Source organism: Anoxybacillus sp. FSL W8-1294 (genome assembly GCF_037965005.1).
GTDB lineage: Bacteria > Bacillota > Bacilli > Bacillales > Anoxybacillaceae > Anoxybacillus > Anoxybacillus flavithermus_G.
In genome coordinates this window covers 2,364,063-2,382,358 of record NZ_CP150179.1, presented here as the reverse complement: position 1 = coordinate 2,382,358, position 18,296 = coordinate 2,364,063, and the positions used below count along the sequence as shown (strand labels likewise).

Here is an 18,296-nt window from a genome sequence, read left to right as displayed (position 1 = left end):
AATAATGGCATATAGACATGGTATTAGCATTTCAGAAAGATCGACAAGCGTAAAATCACCCGTCCAAGTTCTTTCTGCTTTGACAATAGCAGTGGGTACAGCACCGATTCATTTAGCAACGGAAACTGTGAGCATCAACAAACCGGTCTTGGCAATGTCATTTGATGAGGCGGTTAGAAAGCTAGGATACAGTCCGAATTACTCTAATTTCACATTATGTGAAGTAATGGATACACACTTTAAATTGTATAACGTATTTCCGGTGGTTTTTATTAATGTTCTCGATCCATCTAAACATAAAACAGATGTTACCAATCAATCGATTTCTGTACAAAACAAGAAAGCGATAATTAACCAAGAAGGAGTCTTGTTAAACACACTTGCTGTAAAGTTGACCTCTGGAGGAAACAATCTTGCAAAAGATATCGATTATACAGCTACTTACGATGATACAGGAAAAGTCGTCATTTCAGCTGTCGCTGGAGGGGCTATCTCGGCATCTACAACTTCGTTGGTGGTTTCTTATTCGTATCTGGATCCTTCGAAAGTTACAAATTCGGATATTATCGGTGGATACGACGCATCGACAGGAAAGTCAACGGGATTGGAGTTGTTAAACTCTGTATTCCCGACACTCCAAATGGTTCCTTGTATTTTAATTGCGCCTAAATTCAGCAAAAAAACAGACGTTGCAGCGGTTATGAAAGCAAAAGTAAAAAACATTAACGGCGTGTTTAAAGCAAAGGCATACATCGATATCGATACTTCTATAGCTAACGTTTATACAAAAGCCGTTGAATACAAAAACACTAACTCACTTGTCGATGAATATGCATCTATCTTTTGGGGAGATATCAAACTAGGTGATAAAATATATAACTTCTCTTCTCACGCAGCAGCAGTTACAGCACAAACAGATGAGAAAAACGACGGAATCCCGTTCGTTTCCCCTTCTAACAAAACTCTTGTTATGGACACTTTGTTAGCTAACGGACAAGAGGTTTCTTTAGGGCAAGATCAAGCGGCGTATTTAAATGCAAATGGAATTGTTACGGCACTCAATTTCATCGGTGGTTGGAGATTGTGGGGGAACCGCACGAGTGCGTATCCAGCTAATACTGATGTAAAAGATTCTTTCATTCCGGTGCGCCGCATGTTTAACTGGATAGAAAACACCCTGATCCTTTCGTTCTGGGGAAATGTTGACGACCCGACTAATGGACGATTGATCGATCAATTCATTGACAGCGTAAACGTATGGTTGAATGGCTTGGCAGCCATTGGAGCTATTTTAGGAGGACGTGTTGAGTTCCGGCAGGAAGAAAACCCTGTGACAGATCTGTTGGCCGGAAAAGTCAAATTCCACTTGTTTGTAACACCACCAACACCGGCGGAAGACATTGAATTTATCGTCGAATTCGACGTGTCTTATCTCAACAGCTTATTTGCTGTGTAAAGGAGGATATATAGATGGCCAATTTAGTTCCTGAAAAACTCAACGATTTTCGTGTGTACCGGGAGGGAAATAATCTGCTAGGCATAGCCGACATTCAACTTCCTTCGTTTGAAGCTATGACCGAAACGGTTAGGGGAGCCGGGATCGCAGGAGAATATGAATCTCCTAACATCGGACATTTTCAATCTATGAAACTGACATTAAACTGGCGTGTACTGAATAATGACTTTGCTTCGTTGCTGGAACCACGGGTGATTTCTTTTGATTGTCGCGGTGCAAATCAAGTCCTAGATGCATCGTCTGGGGTATACAGTCAAGTCCCTTGCCGAGTATTTGTTCGCGGAACGCCGACTAAAAATGATCTCGGAAAAATGGAAAAAGGTTCTCCTTACGATGCAAGCAATGACATTGAAATCACTTATATCAAAATCGAAATCGGCGGAAAGACGTTGGTTGAGCTAGACAAATTGAACTACAAATATGTTGTGAACGGTGTTGATTACCTTGCTGATGTACGAAAAGCATTAGGCTTGTAATAGTAATATGAGGAGGAGTAAAGATGATAGAAGTAAAATTGACCAAACCCATTGAAATTGACGGCAAAAAAATAGAGGTAATCAAATTAGACTTAGAAGGATTAACCGGCGCTGACATACTTGCGGTGGAAAGAGAGCTGCGAGCAAATCGAACACAATTCAATATTTTAAGTCAGGAAACACAGTTAGCGATTGCAGCTCGCGCGTCCGGCGTAATCGCTGACGAACTTCAAAAGTTGCACTGGTCCGATTTCCTTGATGTAACGGCACAAGTGCAGCTTTTTTTAATGAATATGGAATCAGAGGAACAAGAGACATCCGAAAAACAGCAATGAAGTTAGCTATGTACACAAAGACATCGATGGAATATTACCTTAATCAAACTTTCTCCGAACTTGAAGAATGGGTAGACGTGGCACTTGAAATTCACAAAGAAGAGAAAGAGGGGTGAGAGCGTTGGGTAGAAAAGTGTTTGAAGTCAGTTTCCATATTGCGGGTCGTCTTGCAAGCAGTTTCACCAGCGCTTTCACTTCTGCTTCGGCGAAAGCAGAAAAACTAAAGCAGGAAACGAAAGAATTAAAGGCTAGTTTACGCGCGCTTGACAGAGAATATAAAAGTGGGAAAATCTCTGCAGAACAATACGCCGCAGCGCATCAAAAATTAGCTTCTCAATTAGAGAAAAGTGTACAAAAGCAAAAACAGCTACAAGAGCAGATAAAGAAACAGCAGCAAATGACGCAAAATCTCAATGATTTTCGAGGGAGAGCGGCCACTACAGCAGCAGCCGTTCTCCCTTTTGCTGCTGCTTCTGCTGCTTCTACAGCTGCTGCATATTCATCGATTCACAAAGCAATGGATTTTGAATCCCAGCTTTCCTCCATTAAGGCCGTTACAGGTCTAACAACGGAGGAAATGCAAAAAATGAGAGCTCTTGCGCTCGAAGTAGGAGCAAAAACAAAATACAGTGCTTTAGAGGCGGCGCAAGGGATTGAAGAATTGTTGAAAGCTGGGATATCACCGGCTATTGTAAAGGCCGGAGGGCTAGAAGCTGCGCTGAACTTGGCAACGGCTGGAGGACTTGAGTTAGCTGAAGCGGCTGAAATTATGTCAGATTCCTTGCACGGTTTCAAAAAAGATTCTTTGACAGCGGCTCAAGTAGCAAACATTCTAGCCGGTGCAGCAAATGCTAGTTCCACTAATATCCAAGAAATGAAATATGCGCTAAGTGCAGTGGGGCCTGTTGCAGATGGAATCGGTGTCTCATTCAAAGAAGTAAATGCTACCCTCGCATTATTCTCCAATAACATGCTGAAGGGTAGCGATGCCGGCACATCGTTAAAAACGTTTTTATCCAACGTTCAACCGAAATCGAAGAAAGCGGCTGAGTTATTTAAAAAGTACGGCTTGATACTTAGGGACGGAACAAATATTTTATTTGATGCAAACGGCCAATTGAAGGATATGGCCGAAGTTGCGGAGATTCTGCGTCAAAAATTTGGCAAGTTAACAGACCAAGAACGTACAGCTGCTTTCTTTGAAATGTTCGGTTCAGATTCCATTCGTGCAGCAACGATACTCGCGAAAGAGGGCGCTGCCGGCATCAAGAAAATGTATGACGATATGTCAAAAGTTACAGCACTAGATGTCGCAAAAGAAAAGATGAACAACGCGGCAGGTGCTGTTGAACAGCTTCGAGGAGCGTTTGAAACACTTCAAATTATTGCTGCCGAAGGAACTTTGCCGGTTGTTAAGAAAGTGGCGTTAGTAGCGGCGGATGCTTTCGAGCGAAGTGCCCCTAGAGTTGAGAAAGCTGGAAAAAGAATAGGTAAAGCGATGGATGATATTCTGGCTCCATTTACCACAACTAAGCCAAAATTTGACGTTATGCAGGCAAAAATGGATCCAGAGTATCTAAATGAATATTATGCAGAGCTCGAAAAATGGAATAAATTCAAAGACATGGATTTTGGCGATAAGGTTGTCTATGCATTGGACGAGGCAACGACAAAAGCAGAAGAGTGGGTAAATGGTTCGGGCGGAAAAAAATTCGAGAAGATATTCGCAAAGCTCGCTGAAATTTCCATAAATGCATATATCGGAACGCTAAAGAGTCTTTTATCTAGTTCCCTAAACCAGCTAGGACAAGGTAACTTTGCTAGTGCAGCAGGGCTTGGGATCGCAGCAAATCTATTGACCGGTGGACTATTGGCTAAGGGGATATGGTCTGGAGGAAAATATGTTGTTGGTAAAGGAAAGTCAGCATTTGAAGCTGCTAAAAAGTTAAAAAACAAACCGCAAGGACCGACGCCGCCATCACCGGTTACTCCGAAACAGGCTAATACCCAACCTAAAAGTGCCCCTAAAAGCACCGGAAAAGTCGTATACCTAAATGATTACAGAAAAACAAAAGTGAGTTCCGCAGCAAACGAAGTAGCTGAACAAGCAGCAAAATCGCCAGGGAAGTTAGCTAAAGCCGGAGAGCTTCTGACCAAGACTAGAAAAACTCTTGGGAAGTTAGCCCTTCCGTTAAGTATCGCGACAGAAGCATACGGGGTATATAAAGCAAAAGATAAGACGAAAGCTACCGTACAAGCTGCAGGCGGATTAGCTGGTGGTTGGGGTGGCGCTAAACTTGGCGCTGCAATTGGAACCGCTATTGCGCCAGGCCTCGGCACAGCAATAGGCGGACTCATAGTTGGTATCGTAGGGTATATTGCAGGGAAATGGATGGCCGGTAAAGCAACCGATGCGGTCAGAGCAGCTAGTTCTTCCGGATCTGCTTCGACTTCCACTGCGTCAGTCAATTCAAACGTCAACTCAAATGCGGTAAATCAAAGGATTAATTCGTTGGCGTCGACAATCGCATTAGCTGAGCAAAATTTCCGTTTATTGACCATGTATGTCGGTCAAGCATCTGGAAAGATTGTTGGGGCTATTTTTCCGTTATCGCAAAATGCACAATTGGCTTCGCATAATATGTCGCTTCTCACTATGTACACAGGTCAGTCTATCGGAAGATTGGTTGGCTCTTTGTTCCCGTTGACACAAAACGCACAGCTTGCATCTCATAATATGTCATTACTCACCATGTATACAGGCCAAGCGTCGGGTCGAATTGTCGGATCTATTTTTCCTTTAGCACAAAATGCGCAACTTGCTGCTCATAACATGTCACTACTTACTATGTACGTTGGCCAAGCTTCCGGAAAAATCGTAGGCGGCATTTTCCCTATTGCTACTCATGGAGCAAGAGCGTCGAACAATCTTTCCCTTTTGGCTATGTATGTGGGGAGAGCTTGTGGGTGGATCGCATCTATCTATGGTATTCAATCCAGTGCGGGCACAGCCAAGTCGAACATGTCTATCCTATCGTCTTATATAGGAAAAGCCAGTGGATGGGTTGCGTCCATTTACGGCATTCAATCGGCCGCAGACTCTGTAAAATCGGCATTGAACCGCCTTGCGAAAAGAATTGATTCTGTTCCTGCTCCTCGAATATCTGTATCTGCAGGCGGCGGAGGCAAAGTCCAAAAGCACGCTAGAGGCGGTATATTCCGCAAACCGCACATTGGCATGGTCGCAGAAGCAGGGAAGCTTGAATCAATCATCCCTATTCGACCTGGTGATCCGCGATCTCTTTCTTTATTCGAAGAAACCGGCCGTTTGTTGGGAGCGGATTCGATATATGAAAAGTCGAAAGAGTTGAAAACATCCTCCTTCCAACAATTCAATTTCACTTACGCACCTGTCATTCAAGGTGTAGAGGCAAGAGAAGTAGAGCCGGTACTAAAACAGGAACGTTCTAACTTCGAAGAACAAATGAATTCGTATTTACGGAAAAAAGCGAGGGTGTCCTACGCATGAAGTATGTAACAAAAAAAGGGGATACATGGAGCAAAATCGCATATGAGCAATATGGCAGCGAGTATCTAATGACGGTATTGCTGGATTATAACCAGCAATACCGAGATATAGTTGTTTTTCCGCACGGAATCACTTTAGAAGTGCCAGACATCGAAGGAATCATTGATGATAAGCCGTTCTGGATGAAGGAAGTTGCGGAAGATGTGGACGAAACGGAGGAAGTTGCAACAGACGATACAGGAGATATAGAGGATGTAATGGAGGGCGGCGCCTATGGCTAATGCTCGGAGGGCATATATAAGCCTGAAATATAACAATCAGAAATTAGATACTTATATCCATCCGTTTCTGAAAGAATGGGCGATTACAGACAATTTATCCGGAGCTGCCGACGATTTAGAAATTTTGCTGGAAGACACCCAAAAACTTTGGCGAGGATCTTGGATGCCATCGGAAGGGGCATTGCTTACAGCCTCGATCATCTCACAAAATTGGTACGGGGACGAAAAAACAGAAACGAAACCGATGGGGTTGTTCGAAATTGATGAAATCGGGCTTAAATACGGTGAAGGGTTTCGGATTGCTGCTATCAGCCTTCCGGAATCCGGGAGTTTACGTGGACAACAGAAGAGCCGATCCTGGGAGAAAACGAAGCTAAAAACGGTTTTTTCAGATATAGCCAAAGCGAACAATATGAAGCTTCAGTACAATTCGGATGAAAACCCAGATATTGATAGGGTGGAGCAGGCAAGTGAACAGGATATAAAGTTCTTAATGCGTTTATGTAATGAGAATGGTTTATCCCTTAAAATTGCAAATAAGACGATTGTCGTGATGGACGAAGCGAAATACGAGAAAGCAGCTGCTCAAGCGACAATACAGCCAAATGATCCATACCTGGTTGATTACTCGTTCACAAAAAGTCTAAACGGCAAGTATAGAGCGGCGAAGGTGGAATATCGCGATCCGTCGAAGAAAAAAACTATCCGATACACTTTCACACCGCCAAACTCCCCGAAAACAGGGAGAATTTTAGTGATCAACGAACAGGTGAAAAGTACTGCCGAAGCGATGAAGCTGGCGAAGAAAAAATTAAGGGAAGCAAACAAAGACGCAAATACAGCGTCTTTTATTTTTTCTGGGATAAAAAACTATTATTCGGGTATGACGGTAAATGTGAAGGGATTCGGAAATTTTGACGGAAAATACATCATCACACGGATAAGGTTTTCGGGTTCCTCTTCTGGAACGGCGACATCTATAGAACTAAGAAAATGCTTGGAGGGATATTAATGGATATCGTCAGGGTCGGTATTGTGTCATCTGTTAATCCAAAAAAATGCAAAGTAAGAGTGGCTTTTGACGATCGCGATAATTTGGTGACAGGAGAATTGCCCGTTTTAGTTAGAGGTGCCATGAAAAATAAAGAGTATTGGCTTCCGGTTGTAGGGGAACAAGTGGTGGTTTTGTTTCTCCCGAATTCCAACCACGAAGGCTTTGTTATTGGCTCTTTGTATAATGATGAAGATATCCCTCCAGTAAAAGAAAAGCATTTACGAGTGTTGCAATTTGAGGATGGTACTACTATCTCTTATGACACGAAAACACATACCCTTTCCGTTCGATGCGCAGGTCCAATTAATATCAAAGCGAATGGAAACGTTACTGTCATCGGTGATGTCATTGCTGATGGCATCAGTTTAAAGAATCATACTCACGAGGGAGTACATGGCGTAACGTCTCCACCGATCGGAGGTAGTTAAGGTTGGCGAAAATCGGGAGCTTTGCAGGGGTTATATTTGAAGTATCGTCTCAAAAGGTTCTGACTTTCGATGAGTTCGAGCGAGAAGGAGAATCAAGATGGCATGAACACGAAATTGTAGGACGGAAACCTGCTCCGGAGTTTTTGGGACCTGGATTAGAAAGGATTAAATTTGTTGTCAAGGTTTCTTCTTTTTTAGGCGTCAATCCAGCAGATGTTATTAGAAAACTAAGAGCGGCAAGGGATAGCGGTGTATATTCCAAATTTATTATTGGTAGCTCTCCTATCAGTACTTCTTCATGGGTATTGACGGAGTTGCGGGAAATTCATAAGACCAGAGGCGCTAACGGCCTTTTACTATCTGCAGATTTGGAACTGATATTAGTAGAGTATCCTGAACCATATAAACCGCCAGCAGCAACATCTAAATCAAAACCTCCTCCTCCTAAAACGAATACATCTAAAAAAGGTCCGATTGGAAAAGTAATAGTAAAAGTAGGGATGCTTAATTTGCGTTCCGGCCCAAGCCTAAAGGCCAAAATAGTCCGCGTGTTACGAAAGGGCCAAGCATACAAGGTTTATGGAATTGTGAAGACTGACATCACTTGGTACAAGCTCGGAGGGGGGACGTATGTGTCAGCTAACCCGAAATATGTTCGATTCGAAAAGATGTGATGCAAATGATTGATTTTAAAAACATCGATTATGGCGCAACCGGCAATGAAGAAATTATCCAAAACGTGAGATTTATTTTATCTACAATCATCGGCTCTTGTGTGCTGGATATCAATTTGGGGATATCTCCAGATATTGTTGATCCGCCTATCCAACTGGCACAGACAAAGATAACGGCTGAAATCATCGAAAAAATCGAAGCGTATGAACCACGAGTCACGGTGGAAAGCGTCACCTTTTCAGCTGATCCTTTGAATGGACGACTGATTCCACAAGTAAAGGTGGTGAACAAGGAAAATGGCGAGGTTTGGACTGCCTGACATAGACTTTGTCAACCGAGACCCTAGCGAAATCGAAGCAGAAATGGTCGTCAAATTTGAAGAAAAAACAGGAATTCGTCTTGCGGACGCAGATCCGCGTCGAAAATTTATTCAGACAGTTGCTTATGCCCTTTCTTTAGCTTACAACCGGATTGATTACACTGCGAAGCAAAATTCTTTAGCTTATGCGGAAGATGATTTTTTAGATCACATCGGAAACAAAAAAGGAGTTCCAAGACTTGAACCGAAGCCTGCAGAGTGTATCGTTCGTTATGAGCTCAACCCAATTCATAATATGGTAATTCCGAAGGGGCATCGGGTATCATACGGTAACGAATTGTTTTTCGAGACAACTCAAGAGACGTTAGTGCCTGAAAATACGGAGTACGTAGATATTAAAGTACAATGTACAGAACCAGGACCGGTAGGCAATGGATTTCTCCCTGGTCAAATCAACAATATCGTTGATCCTATTCCGTTTGTTGTTAAAGCATATAATATTACTACTACCAGCGGAGGTACTGATTGGGAAGGTGACGATCCATATGCCGAACGTATTCGGCAATCGCCTGAAAGATACAGTACAGCCGGACCGGAAGGGGCTTATATCTTTTACGTGAAGACAGCGGATCAAAGAATTGTTGATGTTGCAGTCGAGTCGCCTTCAGACGGTGTGGTAGAAATTATTGTGCTGTTAAAGAACGGAGAACTGCCTGACCAAACTGTCCTGGATAGGATTACGGAAATCTGTAATGACAAAACAGTCCGGCCCCTTACTGATAAAATAATTGTTCGCCCACCAGATGTGGTTTCATACGACATTCAGCTAACCTACTATGTTTCGAGAGAGAAGGCAAATGTACTAACGGATATTCAAACTCAGGTTCAAGCTGCCGTCAGCGAATACGCTGTCTGGCAAAAAAGCAAATTAGGTAGATGGGTAGACCAAAGCGAACTGGTCGCTCGAGTAAAAGCGGCTGGAGCTTCACGCTGTTTTGTGCAGGCTCCAGCTTCTTTTATTGAGGTAAAGAAAACACAAGTAGCAAAAGAAAATACAGTTTCTCTTACCTTCGGAGGGCTGACGGATGATTAAACTAGACGATCTGAACTTAGTCGATATACTGCCTGACAGTCTGAAACAAGATGAGGTCACTTTTGCAATTGTGGGAGTAGTAAACGATGAATTCAAAAGGTTGTTGAAGGAAACTGAAATATTAAATCCCAAAACAGCGCCTCCGGCTTTTGCTCTCGACATGGTAGCGTATGAAGAGCATGTGGATTTTTACGATGTGAATCTCCCTGAAGAGCAGAAAAGAGCATTAATTGAAAAAGCGGAGTTGGTTCACAAAAGAAAAGGAACTCCTTGGGCTATTGAAGAGGTAGCTTCTATTTTTTTTAAGAATGCAAAATTACAGGAATGGTTCGAATACGGAGGAAAACCATATCATTTTAAGATCGAAACGGATGAGGATATTAAGAATGAAAGTGACATCCCAGTCCTTCTTCGTTTGATTTACGCTCATAAGCGTAAAAGTACAAGGTTAGATGCCATTTGGTTTAGAAAAAGTGAAGGTACGTATTTTCAGATCGTTCACGATGACCGAATTCGAATCAAACCGGTAATAAAATTCCGATCAGGCATTGTGATGCCGGGGAGCTCAAAAAATTCTCAAACGCGGATTATACCTTCTACAAGAGATGGTATTTCCGTTTTGAATTTTACTGGTGAGATTTATGCAGGGAAGAAAAGTAACGACGCAAAAACAGGGGTCAGAACCGCGTCTCTCGCGATAGTATTACAAAAGAATTCACATGGTTATAGTCCATACAGAAATATTGAGTTCCTTCTTGGCGACTCAATGGCGGAGACAAGCGAGGATATTTCATTCATATCTTCGGGAATGAAAAACGGAACATCACAGCCTAGATTTTGCGGAAAGTTTCATGTAGGTAAAGGATGGTGATAATATTGCTTTCTCCATTTATTCTTCAAGAGATAGCAAATTTTATTGAACAAAAATGCGTTAAAGCTGACTACACCATTGACGGTAAGGTATATCAAGGAAAGATCAGAAGGTCTATCGTATCTAATTCAACCGTAATAAAACATGTGTATCTAACGACTAGGGATCCGATCGGGAAAGTAACCAAGGTTCGATTGCTGGACGCAGACGGAAATGTCGTCGCTGAATTAAATAGCAATAAAATGCATGAGAAAAATAAAGGACGCTTATTCGAATTTAAATTTACCGTCCAGGAGGGGTAATTAGATGTCTAAAATTCATAGAACACGAACTTATGAGGCGACCGTTTGGGAAGATCGTGTACTCGACGAAGCGACCGGCCAGGTGATTGTTGAAGGGACGCCGGTCGACGAGGAGAACATGAACAATATCGAAGCCGGCATCCTGCTGGCGCACTATGACATCGGCCTTTTAGTAGAGTTTCTGGCACAGCAGGCCCGATTGAACAATTTTGAAATTCAAAAGTATAAAAATCAACGCCTGTTGCAAGGACAGGCAACAATCGCCGGCTCTTCTTCAAACGGATATTTCCGAGATTCAGAGCCTTTCGTCCAGGTTAGTCTGACTGGTTTCGCACAAATCAACGCACCAAACTATGATGTATTAGTTACTCCGATTGGCGGTGATGTTGGACTCGTCGGGAGATTAGAAATTTACGATAAAACTCAAAATGGTTTCAAAATCAAGATGACCGGCAGTGCAAGCTCGGTCACTTTTTTATGGACTTTAATCAATCCTACAGTCTAAGGAGGAGATAAAAATGATTATCACTGAAATCAATCAAGGACCAAAAGCGGAATATTCACTACAGGGAAAAGTGTTGACGATTGGAGGGCAGGTATCTATCGATCTACAGGAAAGACAGTCTGATGTACAAAAGGTTATCGATATTTGCCTAGATAATCAGTTGCAAACCATGCGTGAAGGCATTGGCGCCTGGTATGTAGCTACAATCATTATCCCTCCTAAGCAACGCGAGCTGGTTCCTAGCGGTGAAGTTGACGAAAAAGGAAACGACATCTATATCGAGCGTGATCGTGAACTCGATATTAATAAAGTTGAGCTTCGATTGTGGGCTTTACCTGCTGGTTATGGCCAAAACGAATCTACAGAACAAGGAGTGACTGAATAATGCCATTTGTACTTTCGATCAAGGATACTTATCGTCAAGCTGTTGAATCCGCCACAGGCGGAAAAAACACGGTCATGTATGATGACAAAGGAAATCCGTCTATCATGGTTTGCATTCCTAAATTCAACTTATCAGATGTCATCAACGGTGCGCCTAACGTTCCGCACCCGGCTTTTGTTGTGAACGGTGTAGTAAAAAGTGAAATTTGGATTTCAAAATATCAAAATATCGTGCATGACGGACGCGCATACTCTATTCCTTTCCAAGATCCGAAGACATATGTGACATACGATCAAGCGAAACAATATTGCGCAGCGAAAGGCGCAGGGTGGCACTTGATGACAAACGCCGAATGGGCTGCGATTGCTTTGTGGTGCAAGAAAAACGGATTTATGCCTCGAGGCAATAACAACTTTGGGAAAGACCATTCAGCTCCTCACGAGCGTGGAAAGGTAACATATAAATACACGAGTGGCGGCGCGGAATATGAGGGGCGTGTTGCAACAGGTTCTGGACCTGCCAGCTGGTCACATGATGGAACGAATGAAGGTATTTTCGACCTTAACGGGAACGTATGGGAATGGGTTGATGGCTTGAAGTTGATTGACGGCAAAATCTATGTACACCAGGACAACAACTACAACACACCAGAAGGATATCGCAAAGTCGATCAATGGGTTGACACAGGCGTGTATATTGATAACACGACCCCAGGAAATGCAAGCACTACTTCACCTGATGTTGGTGGCGATCCTGTCCTTGGAGCAGAAAGAACAAATCCGATGTTTACAACTGACCCAAGTTCAGACGCTTATTATGGTTATAGCTATACGACCTTTGAAACGTTGGGGGCTAAATCCGGCTTCGCGGTTCCAGATCTATTGAAGCATCTCGCTATCGCTCCTATCGACGCAAACCATGGTGGAGACGGAATTTGGGTACGTAACTACGGTGAGCGTGTTGCGCTTCGTGGTGGCCACTGGGCCGATGGGTCGCTTGCGGCTGTCTTTGCGTTGCGCCTGAGCAACCCTCGGTCGAGCTCGAATCATGGCATCGGCTTCCGCTCCGCGTATATCGCGTAATCTGGAATCTGAGAAACTGACAATCTGTAAGGACCAGCGATAGCTGGTCCTCGTATTTTGAAAGGTGATTTAAATGGCAAATAAAGAAGATTTAAAAGTGCTTCAAAAATGCTATGACATGATCTTATACGGGTATACTGCGCTACGGCAGTATCCGAAAAGTGAAAAACATACACTTGCAGCAGAAACCAAACGAAGCATGTACGAGTTATTGAGACTTATCATTCGTGCCAATAAGCGATACTACAAGAAAACAACATTACAAGATATTGATGTGGAATTAGATAATTTACGTTATTTAGTCAGATTAGGGAATGGATTAGGATTTCTTCCATTCAAAAAATATGAAAATTGGTCACGGCTGCTCGATGAATTGGGGAGAATGGTTGGTGGTTGGATGAAATCAATTAAACAATAGTACATATTGGGGAACGGGCCATATTTGTGAGCGTGTTGCGATTCGTGGTGGCAACTGGGACAATGGGTCGAATGCAGGTGTCTTTGCGTTGAACCTGAACAACCCTCGGTCGAACTCGAATCATGACATCGGCTTCCGCTCGGCGGTTCTCCTCGCCCGAAACTTCAAGCGCAACGCGCTTGAAGACAGTGCGCAGGAAAACGGGCCCGTTCCCCTGCCCAATCACTTTTTTGTCGGGCAAAAAATTGAATTGCTGACGAATCAGTTAGTAGGTTCTCTGAAAGGTGATACAGTCAGCTAAACAAAACATCTTTGGAGAGGATTACGATACGATGAAACGGTTAGGAAATTTATACGCGCAAATCATCGACTACGAAAACCTATGGAATGCTTACCTGAACGCCAGAAAGAACAAGAGATTTCGTGGTGATGTGCTGGAGTTTACACACAATGTAGAGGAGAATCTCATTCAGATACAAAACGAACTAATCCATAAAACATACAAAGTCGGCAAGTACCGCGAATTCTACGTATATGATCCTAAGAAACGGTTGATTATGGCTCTTCCTTTTAAAGACAGAGTTGTTCAATGGGCCATTTATCGTATCATAGAACCTATTCTCGATAAACAGTTTATTTACGATTCCTATGCTTGTCGCAAAGGTAAGGGCATTCAAAAGGCTGCTGATCGGCTGCAATATTGGCTGAGAAAATTAGATAGAAGCGCTGAAAAGCCCTATTACTTAAAGCTCGATATCAGCAAATATTTTTTATCGAATTGATCATGATATTCTCATGCAAATCCTGGAGAGAAAAATTAAAGACCGTGATGTTTTGTGGCTACTAGAAACGATTATACGGTCTGAGGATACGAAGTTTGGTATCCCTTTAGGCGATCATGGTTTTGAACAAGAACGAATCGACGGGATAGGGATACCGATTGGGAATTTGACTTCTCAATTGTTTGCTAACCTTTATCTTAACGAATTAGACCAATACGCTAAGCATCAGCTTCACCTTCATTATTACATTCGATACATGGATGATATTGTAATTCTGAGTGGAGATAAACACGAATTGCGAAACGTATTGGAGGAAATAGATATTTTTCTGCGCAGTGAACTCCGGCTTCAACTCAACAACAAGACTGCTATCCGTCCGATCTCGACAGGAATCGAATTCGTTGGTTATCGCATATGGCCGACTCATAGGAAATTAAAAAAGAAAACCGCCAAGAAAATGAAAAGGCGCTTGAGATATTTAAAAAAGGCTTATGCCCGAGGGGAGGTGAGTGCCGATGAAGTACGATCTATTCTCATGTCTTATCTGGGTTACATGAAACATGCGAATTGTCATCGATTGAGGCAGAAAGTTTTAAAAAATTTCGTTTTAAAAAGAGGTGTATGAGCAGCTGAAAAGCTGTTTTTATTTTGTTGTAGAAAGGCGTGATTTGATGGAACGATTCGATATTGTATATAAAACCGGTGCGGCTGTGTTTGGGGCTGTCGTCGGATATTTGTTTGGGGGATGGCATACATTGTTAAGCATTTTACTAGCGTTTGTCATACTTGACTATGTGTCAGGCTTCATTGCAGCAGGAATTGAAGGAAAATTGAACAGTAGTGTAGGAATGAAAGGGATCGCTAAAAAAGTAGCGGTCTTTTTTGTTGTAGCAGTCGCTCACATGATGGATGTGGCACTTGGCTATGATGGCCATATTTTGAGAGACGCAACGATCTTTTTCTTTTTGGCCAACGAAGCACTATCCATTCTTGAAAACGTTGGGAGAATCGGGGTTCCTATTCCATCAGCACTGCAAAAAGCTGTTGATATTTTAAGTGATAAAAGTAAAGGAGAGGATAAATAATGGTACGTATTGTCATAGACTTTGGCCATGGTGGTAGCGACCCTGGAGCAGTGGCGAATGGCTTGAGGGAAAAAGACTTAACAATGAAAATCGGAAAAATGATTGGTGATATGTTAGGGGAGTACGAGGGGGTACAAGTCATCTATACTCGCACCGATGACCGTTTTCTTGAACTTTCGGAGCGTGTAGTAATCGCCAACAAAGCAAAAGCGGACTTCTTCCTATCGGTTCATATCAATTCCGGAGGCGGTACAGGATTCGAATCATTCATCTTCAACAATCCGGACGCGAAAACAGTAGCGTATCAAAATGTGATTCATGGCGAGATTATGAAAGCAATTGGCAACGTCAAAGACCGCGGCAAAAAACGAGCCAACTATGCGGTGTTGCGTGAAACGAAGATGCCAGCCATCTTGACTGAAAACCTGTTCATTGACAATGAGAACGATGCGGCCAAACTCAAGTCGGAGCAATTCTTACAACAAATCGCCTACGGTCACGTCATTGGTCTTGAAAAGGCATTTGGATTGAAGAAAAAAGCGAAGCAACAAGTACAATCACAACCAAAAGCGTCAGACAAAAAATTATACCGCGTGCAAGTCGGGGCGTTCGCTGATCGGGAGAACGCGGAACGGCTTGCGGAGGAACTTAAAAAGAAAGGATATCCTGCTATTATTGTATAATCCCTGCCTAAACGGCAGGGAGTTTTTTGTTTCTAATGCAAAAAGCCCTTCTCATTTGAGAGGGCCACACAGACAAGGCATTTTGTTATTGATTCATGAAAGGAACTCCATATTTGCCAGATAAATCTTTAAGATCGTAATATGCTTGCCGTTCTAACTCTCTTGCTTCACTCAAAAGATTGTTTGCGGAAGTGATTTTTGATGCATCGCCAGCATTCACAGCAGCAATAATTTCAGAAAACGCCTGGTTATTTTTAGCCATCATTTGATTTAATTTTTCTTGGACATCACGGAACTCTTTTTCTTCTGGCATGATGCTTTCCATTTCCTCTTGTAATTTATTTCCTTCAGGCAGCAATTCATTAGATATAGCTGCAGCAAATTCTTCGTTAGAGATTTGACCGTTCGCCGACTTGGTTCTTAGATCCTCATATTTTTGTCCCCAAGTACCGATCTCTTGAAGGATAGGCGTGATGGAATTTAGATAGTTTTCAAAAGCCTCTTTACCATCGCTTTTCTGCTGGTCAGTGCCTTGAACTTGGTCTATTTGTTTTGTGTCTTCTTCTGGTGCGCTAGCCTTTTCGTTGTTTCCGCATCCAGAAAACAGCGCAGATAACACAGCAATTAGTGTGATGAGCAGTGTTTTTCTCATTCGATTTCCCCCTTAATTACCTATATAAGTGAGTGAATTTAATTACCTGAATCCGTGACAAAACATCTTTACAATGGTCGCAAACCGTTGATACGATAAGGGAAAACGACGTTGACGATTCTTCATCAAGTAGGTGAATGTGATGAAAGATTTCCCGATTCGGTTTGTATTGACAGATGAAGCGATTACTCCAAGTGCTGGGCTTGCTCTCGTGGGCTACTTACTGCACCAAACGAAGCTGGATAAACGAGTAAACGCCCTTCGGCTCCCAACGGTTCGTCGAGATGTGCACATTTCCCATAGCGACGTCATTCGCTCGATGATTGGCTTGCTTGCCACAGGAAAAACGGATTTTGATCATATCGAAGCGTATCGTCAGGACGATATCTTTTCGACATCAATGGGCATTCGGCACGTACCTTCCTCCCCAACGTTGCGACAGCGACTCGATCAGCTCGCTTGTCTTCCGATGACCGAAACCATCATTTGGGAGGAATCGATGCGTCTGTTGGTTCGACAACACGCTACCTTGTCCCCTTGTTGGGCGAAAGGGAAAACGACATGGCTTCCCCTTGATATAGATGCTTCCCCATTTGACAACTCCGATACGAAGAAAGAAGGAGTGAGTCGAACGTATAAAGGATTTGACGGTTTTACGCCGTTGTTTGCGTATGCAGGGAAGGAAGGGTATATCGTTCATGCCGAGCTGCGTCCAGGGAAACAACATGTACAAGACAACATGCCTTCGTTTTTAACTACCGCCATCCGTCGAGCTCGTCCGCTGACCTCGTCTCGTCTGCTTGTCCGCATGGATGCAGGAAACGATGCGGAAGCGAATGTGCACGTATGTCTAAAGGAAGACGTGGACTTTGTCATCAAGCGAAACTTACGCCGAGAATCGAAAGCGCTTTGGTTCCAGATCGCTTCGCAAAAGGGCAGACGCGTCGATGATGGACAAACAGAAGGAGTACAAACGTATGAGTTATGCCTTCCACAGACAGCAGCAATTGATGGACACACGTATACGTACGTTCAAGTCACCCAAGTGACGGAACGAACGATGGAACGAAATGGACAGCTGATGCTCGTTCCTAATTACGAAGTCGAAAGCTACTGGGTGCGCCTCGAAGGATACGAGCATGTTCGAATGAGTGATGTGCTCGCATTGTATCACGATCATGCGACATGCGAACAGTTTCATAGCGAACTGAAAAGCGACTTAGATTTAGAGCGACTTCCATCAGGGAAGATGAAAACGAATGCGCTCGTGTTAGTCATGGGAGCATTCGTGTACAACCTTCTTCGTCTGATTGGACAAGATCTATTAAGCGATCCGAGACATCCATTACATCATAAAGTGAAACGCCGCCGCATCAAGACGATTATTCAGACGGTGATCACGATGGCAGGTCGACTCGTCCGCCGATCACGACAGATCTGGATGAAACTGACGCGAAGGAGTGGCTATAGCGAGCCCCTTCTGAACATTTACATAAAATGGAGAGAAGGAGCATAACGAATGATTGTTCGCAATTCTGTACTCATCCTAACCCTCTGTCCTTTTTTGTTTTTTCTTTGGTTTATATACCTAAAAAAGATATTTATTTCATTTCTGAGAGTGAAGATGACATCTGTTTTAAACATAAAAAGGGAATGGTGGATCACACATCCATAAAACCAGCAAAAAAGTCAAAGTCGATGTCAATCCATCACGGATTCAGGTAATTAAATTATAGCACAAAAAATTGGTTTATGGTCTATATTTTGTAAAAGGGGAAATGTTTCTCGACTGATCAATGAAACAACGCCTACTCGCTTTGAGTAG

General features: G+C 43.0%; 23 protein-coding genes. 22 read left to right on the top strand and 1 reads right to left on the bottom strand.

Translation table 11 applies throughout. The features are described from left to right. Positions 1 to 4 precede the first annotated feature (4 nt). The 21 genes from NSQ23_RS12740 (at position 5) to NSQ23_RS12640 (ending at position 15,819) form a co-directional block, all read left to right on the top strand. Positions 5 to 1,456 (top strand): phage tail sheath family protein, encoded by a 1,452-nt coding sequence (locus tag NSQ23_RS12740; protein WP_339171076.1) that lies wholly within the window; start codon positions 5 to 7, stop codon positions 1,454 to 1,456. Between the two features lie 14 nt (positions 1,457 to 1,470). Beyond that, positions 1,471 to 1,992: a phage major tail tube protein gene (locus NSQ23_RS12735; protein ID WP_081189075.1), complete on the top strand. Its 522-nt coding sequence runs from the start codon at positions 1,471 to 1,473 to the stop codon at positions 1,990 to 1,992. Between the two features lie 23 nt (positions 1,993 to 2,015). Continuing rightward, the gene (locus NSQ23_RS12730) at positions 2,016 to 2,327 is read left to right on the top strand and encodes a phage tail assembly protein (RefSeq protein WP_339171072.1); all 312 of its coding nucleotides are present in this window, start codon (positions 2,016 to 2,018) and stop codon (positions 2,325 to 2,327) included. A 121-nt stretch (positions 2,328 to 2,448) separates the two neighbouring features. Next, positions 2,449 to 5,856, top strand: a complete 3,408-nt coding sequence (locus tag NSQ23_RS12725; RefSeq protein WP_339171070.1) for a phage tail tape measure protein — start codon at positions 2,449 to 2,451, stop codon at positions 5,854 to 5,856. Continuing rightward, positions 5,853 to 6,137, top strand: coding sequence for a tail protein X (locus tag NSQ23_RS12720; RefSeq protein WP_339171068.1), 285 nt, complete (start codon positions 5,853 to 5,855; stop codon positions 6,135 to 6,137). The genes NSQ23_RS12725 and NSQ23_RS12720 overlap by 4 nt, the downstream gene beginning before the upstream one ends. After that, entirely contained in the window at positions 6,130 to 7,149 is a 1,020-nt protein-coding gene (locus tag NSQ23_RS12715) for a contractile injection system protein, VgrG/Pvc8 family (RefSeq protein WP_339171065.1), read from the top strand. Before NSQ23_RS12720 ends, NSQ23_RS12715 begins: the two co-directional genes overlap by 8 nt. Then, complete coding sequence (locus NSQ23_RS12710) at positions 7,149 to 7,619, top strand: phage baseplate assembly protein V (protein WP_339171063.1); 471 nt, start codon at positions 7,149 to 7,151, stop codon at positions 7,617 to 7,619. The genes NSQ23_RS12715 and NSQ23_RS12710 overlap by 1 nt, the downstream gene beginning before the upstream one ends. 2 nt (positions 7,620 to 7,621) lie before the next feature. After that, positions 7,622 to 8,293 carry a phage tail protein gene (locus NSQ23_RS12705; RefSeq protein WP_339171061.1) on the top strand — a complete coding sequence of 224 codons (672 nt, stop codon included), beginning with the start codon at positions 7,622 to 7,624 and terminating at the stop codon, positions 8,291 to 8,293. Beyond that, complete coding sequence (locus NSQ23_RS12700; protein WP_339171058.1) at positions 8,293 to 8,613, top strand: GPW/gp25 family protein; 321 nt, start codon at positions 8,293 to 8,295, stop codon at positions 8,611 to 8,613. Before NSQ23_RS12705 ends, NSQ23_RS12700 begins: the two co-directional genes overlap by 1 nt. After that, positions 8,591 to 9,706 (top strand): baseplate J/gp47 family protein, encoded by a 1,116-nt coding sequence (locus NSQ23_RS12695; protein ID WP_339171056.1) that lies wholly within the window; start codon positions 8,591 to 8,593, stop codon positions 9,704 to 9,706. Before NSQ23_RS12700 ends, NSQ23_RS12695 begins: the two co-directional genes overlap by 23 nt. Next, positions 9,699 to 10,577, top strand: coding sequence for a phage tail protein I (locus tag NSQ23_RS12690; RefSeq protein WP_339171054.1), 879 nt, complete (start codon positions 9,699 to 9,701; stop codon positions 10,575 to 10,577). Before NSQ23_RS12695 ends, NSQ23_RS12690 begins: the two co-directional genes overlap by 8 nt. Further along, positions 10,571 to 10,879 carry a hypothetical protein gene (locus NSQ23_RS12685; RefSeq protein WP_339171052.1) on the top strand — a complete coding sequence of 103 codons (309 nt, stop codon included), beginning with the start codon at positions 10,571 to 10,573 and terminating at the stop codon, positions 10,877 to 10,879. The genes NSQ23_RS12690 and NSQ23_RS12685 overlap by 7 nt, the downstream gene beginning before the upstream one ends. Before the next feature lie 4 nt (positions 10,880 to 10,883). Next, complete coding sequence (locus tag NSQ23_RS12680; protein ID WP_339171050.1) at positions 10,884 to 11,384, top strand: signal transduction protein; 501 nt, start codon at positions 10,884 to 10,886, stop codon at positions 11,382 to 11,384. Between the two features lie 13 nt (positions 11,385 to 11,397). Next, positions 11,398 to 11,769 (top strand): AAA family ATPase, encoded by a 372-nt coding sequence (locus NSQ23_RS12675; protein WP_339171047.1) that lies wholly within the window; start codon positions 11,398 to 11,400, stop codon positions 11,767 to 11,769. Continuing rightward, a complete protein-coding gene (locus tag NSQ23_RS12670) occupies positions 11,769 to 12,851 on the top strand; it encodes an SUMF1/EgtB/PvdO family nonheme iron enzyme (protein ID WP_339171044.1) in 1,083 nt (360 codons plus the stop codon). The genes NSQ23_RS12675 and NSQ23_RS12670 overlap by 1 nt, the downstream gene beginning before the upstream one ends. Before the next feature lie 97 nt (positions 12,852 to 12,948). After that, positions 12,949 to 13,269: a diversity-generating retroelement protein Avd gene (gene avd / locus NSQ23_RS12665; protein WP_339171041.1), complete on the top strand. Its 321-nt coding sequence runs from the start codon at positions 12,949 to 12,951 to the stop codon at positions 13,267 to 13,269. Positions 13,270 to 13,357: 88 nt separating this feature from the next. Beyond that, the gene (locus NSQ23_RS12660) at positions 13,358 to 13,570 is read left to right on the top strand and encodes a hypothetical protein (RefSeq protein ID WP_339171039.1); all 213 of its coding nucleotides are present in this window, start codon (positions 13,358 to 13,360) and stop codon (positions 13,568 to 13,570) included. Positions 13,571 to 13,601: 31 nt separating this feature from the next. Further along, on the top strand, positions 13,602 to 14,051 hold the full coding sequence (locus NSQ23_RS12655; RefSeq protein WP_339171037.1) for a reverse transcriptase domain-containing protein: 450 nt from the start codon (positions 13,602 to 13,604) through the stop codon (positions 14,049 to 14,051). Between the two features lie 13 nt (positions 14,052 to 14,064). Next, positions 14,065 to 14,676 (top strand): RNA-directed DNA polymerase, encoded by a 612-nt coding sequence (locus NSQ23_RS12650; protein ID WP_339171036.1) that lies wholly within the window; start codon positions 14,065 to 14,067, stop codon positions 14,674 to 14,676. A 46-nt stretch (positions 14,677 to 14,722) separates the two neighbouring features. Further along, a complete protein-coding gene (locus NSQ23_RS12645) occupies positions 14,723 to 15,136 on the top strand; it encodes a phage holin family protein (RefSeq protein ID WP_339171035.1) in 414 nt (137 codons plus the stop codon). Then, positions 15,136 to 15,819 (top strand): N-acetylmuramoyl-L-alanine amidase, encoded by a 684-nt coding sequence (locus NSQ23_RS12640; protein ID WP_339171033.1) that lies wholly within the window; start codon positions 15,136 to 15,138, stop codon positions 15,817 to 15,819. Before NSQ23_RS12645 ends, NSQ23_RS12640 begins: the two co-directional genes overlap by 1 nt. Positions 15,820 to 15,904: 85 nt before the next feature. Here the strand turns inward: NSQ23_RS12640 and NSQ23_RS12635 are convergent, their stop codons facing one another. Beyond that, on the bottom strand, positions 15,905 to 16,471 hold the full coding sequence (locus tag NSQ23_RS12635) for a hypothetical protein (protein ID WP_339171031.1): 567 nt from the start codon (positions 16,469 to 16,471) through the stop codon (positions 15,905 to 15,907). A 142-nt stretch (positions 16,472 to 16,613) separates the two neighbouring features. On the opposite strand from NSQ23_RS12635, the gene NSQ23_RS12630 reads away from it, so the two are divergent. Then, positions 16,614 to 17,987 (top strand): IS1380 family transposase, encoded by a 1,374-nt coding sequence (locus tag NSQ23_RS12630; protein WP_088223286.1) that lies wholly within the window; start codon positions 16,614 to 16,616, stop codon positions 17,985 to 17,987. Positions 17,988 to 18,296: the final 309 nt, after the last annotated feature.

Coding starts and splice junctions, on each gene's coding strand:
- NSQ23_RS12650 (WP_339171036.1), top strand. CDS start 14,065: ATGCAAATCCTGGAGAGAAAAATTAAAGACCGTGATGTTTTGTGGCTA.
- NSQ23_RS12710 (WP_339171063.1), top strand. CDS start 7,149: ATGGATATCGTCAGGGTCGGTATTGTGTCATCTGTTAATCCAAAAAAA.
- NSQ23_RS12645 (WP_339171035.1), top strand. CDS start 14,723: ATGGAACGATTCGATATTGTATATAAAACCGGTGCGGCTGTGTTTGGG.
- NSQ23_RS12720 (WP_339171068.1), top strand. CDS start 5,853: ATGAAGTATGTAACAAAAAAAGGGGATACATGGAGCAAAATCGCATAT.
- NSQ23_RS12630 (WP_088223286.1), top strand. CDS start 16,614: ATGAAAGATTTCCCGATTCGGTTTGTATTGACAGATGAAGCGATTACT.
- NSQ23_RS12675 (WP_339171047.1), top strand. CDS start 11,398: ATGATTATCACTGAAATCAATCAAGGACCAAAAGCGGAATATTCACTA.
- NSQ23_RS12700 (WP_339171058.1), top strand. CDS start 8,293: ATGCAAATGATTGATTTTAAAAACATCGATTATGGCGCAACCGGCAAT.
- NSQ23_RS12685 (WP_339171052.1), top strand. CDS start 10,571: ATGGTGATAATATTGCTTTCTCCATTTATTCTTCAAGAGATAGCAAAT.
- NSQ23_RS12730 (WP_339171072.1), top strand. CDS start 2,016: ATGATAGAAGTAAAATTGACCAAACCCATTGAAATTGACGGCAAAAAA.
- NSQ23_RS12640 (WP_339171033.1), top strand. CDS start 15,136: ATGGTACGTATTGTCATAGACTTTGGCCATGGTGGTAGCGACCCTGGA.
- NSQ23_RS12690 (WP_339171054.1), top strand. CDS start 9,699: ATGATTAAACTAGACGATCTGAACTTAGTCGATATACTGCCTGACAGT.
- NSQ23_RS12735 (WP_081189075.1), top strand. CDS start 1,471: ATGGCCAATTTAGTTCCTGAAAAACTCAACGATTTTCGTGTGTACCGG.
- NSQ23_RS12695 (WP_339171056.1), top strand. CDS start 8,591: ATGGCGAGGTTTGGACTGCCTGACATAGACTTTGTCAACCGAGACCCT.
- NSQ23_RS12635 (WP_339171031.1), bottom strand. CDS start 16,471: ATGAGAAAAACACTGCTCATCACACTAATTGCTGTGTTATCTGCGCTG.
- NSQ23_RS12670 (WP_339171044.1), top strand. CDS start 11,769: ATGCCATTTGTACTTTCGATCAAGGATACTTATCGTCAAGCTGTTGAA.
- NSQ23_RS12740 (WP_339171076.1), top strand. CDS start 5: ATGGCATATAGACATGGTATTAGCATTTCAGAAAGATCGACAAGCGTA.
- NSQ23_RS12715 (WP_339171065.1), top strand. CDS start 6,130: ATGGCTAATGCTCGGAGGGCATATATAAGCCTGAAATATAACAATCAG.
- NSQ23_RS12680 (WP_339171050.1), top strand. CDS start 10,884: ATGTCTAAAATTCATAGAACACGAACTTATGAGGCGACCGTTTGGGAA.
- NSQ23_RS12655 (WP_339171037.1), top strand. CDS start 13,602: ATGAAACGGTTAGGAAATTTATACGCGCAAATCATCGACTACGAAAAC.